General features: G+C 59.6%; 2 protein-coding genes. Both read left to right on the forward strand.

Going from position 1 to position 1,850, the window contains the following annotated elements:
• On the forward strand, positions 1 to 874 hold an 874-nt coding region (locus tag AC1AYX_RS10365), incomplete at its 5' end, for a carbohydrate ABC transporter permease (RefSeq protein WP_476503405.1).
• The coding region (locus tag AC1AYX_RS10370; RefSeq protein WP_476503406.1) for a carbohydrate ABC transporter permease at positions 871 to 1,850 on the forward strand (980 nt) is incomplete at its 3' end. The genes AC1AYX_RS10365 and AC1AYX_RS10370, both read left to right, overlap by 4 nt.

Here is a 1,850-nt window from a genome sequence, read left to right on the forward strand (position 1 = left end):
GAACCGGCATAAGGCGGATTGGCGTGGTTGGAAGTTCATGGGTCCGTTTGCGGTGGTGTTCGTGTTCGTGTTCATCATCCCGATCGTGTATGCGGTGTATATCAGTTTCTTTAAGAAGCAGATGATCGGTGGGACGCAGTTCGTGGGGTTGCAGAACTACGCGCGTCTGTTGGGTGATCAGCAGTTCTGGAGTTCTGTGGGTCGTGTGGCGTTGTTCACGGTGGTGCAGGTGCCGATCATGTTGTTCCTGGCGGCGGCGATGGCGTTGGCGATCGATTCGATGAAGTTGCATGGGACGAAGTTCTTCCGTATCTCGACGTTCCTGCCGTATGCGGTGCCGGCGGTGGTGTCCACGTTGATCTGGGGTTTCGTGTATGGCGCGAAGTACGGTCTGGTGGGTTCGCTGAACGACGTGTTGGGCGTGAATATCGACATGTTCGCGCCGAACGTGTTGTTGGCGTCGATCGGGAACATCAACACGTGGGAGTTCACGGGCTACAACATGCTGATCTTCTACAGCTCGCTGTCCACGATCCCGCATTCCCTGTATGAGGCGGCTTCCATTGATGGCGCGTCGGAGTGGCAGATCGTGAAGTCGATCAAGCTGCCGGAGCTCAGGGGTTCGTTGGCGATCACGGTGATCTTCTCGATCATCGGTTCGTTCCAGTTGTTCAACGAGCCTTCGATCTTGCAGAACATGGTGCCGGGCAACGCGATCACGACGTACTACACGCCGAACATGTACGCGTACAACCTGTCGTTCTCGGGCAACCAGTCGAATTACGCGGCCGCGTTGGCGATCGTGATGGCGGTGATCACGATGGCGATCGCGTATGCGGTGCAGTTGAACAGCATGAAGGAGCAGATGAAGTGAGTGCGACGACGGGTATCGAGACGTTGACTCCGGCCGAGCTCAAGGCGCAGGAGAAGGCCGCGAGGGCGGCGGAGAAGGCCAGGCAGAAGCGGGTCGCCAAAGACGAGGCGGCCGAGCGGCGCCGTGCGGAGAAGTCCGGGTTCGCGAACGTGAACAATCCGCGTCGCAGCACGTTGATGACGGTGTTGTGCGCGATCTTCGCGGTGTACTGCCTGTTCCCGTTCGTGTATCTGATGATCAACGCGACGAAGACGCAGGCCGACTTCACGTCGACGTTCGGCCTCGGGTTCGGCAAGAGCTTCGCCCTGTGGGACAACATCGTGACGGTGTTCACGTACCAGGATGGTATCTTCGGCCGTTGGCTGGTGAACACCCTGCTGTATGTGGTGGTGGGCGCGGGCGGCGCGACCTTGTTGGCGATCATGGGCGGCTACGCGTTGGCGAAGTTCCGGTTCCCTGGTCGCAAGGCCGTGTTCGCGGTGATCATCGGCAGTATTTCGGTGCCGGGCATCGCCTTGGCGGTCCCGCAGTTCCTCCTGTTCGCGAAGCTGGGATTGACGAACACGCCGTGGGCGATGATCATCCCTTCGCTGATCTCCCCGTTCGGCTTGTATCTGATGTGGATCTTCTCGGAGCAGGCCGTGCCGACCGAGCTTCTTGAGGCGGCGCGCGTGGACGGTGCGTCGGAGTTCCGCACGTTCTGGCAGATCAGCCTGCCCTTGTTGGCGCCGGGTATCGTGACTACCGCCTTGTTCACGATCGTGGCGACGTGGAACAACTATTTCCTGCCGTTGATCATGTTGAAGGACGCGGACTGGTATCCGTTGACGATCGGCTTGAACCAGTGGAAGGACCAGGCTTCCACGGCGGGCGGTCAGGCGATCCAGAACCTGGTGATCACGGGTTCGCTGATCACGATCATCCCGTTGGTGGTCGCGTTCCTGTGCCTGCAGAAGTACTGGCAGTCCGGCCTGGC

This window comes from Bifidobacterium sp. LH_419, from assembly GCF_056356955.1.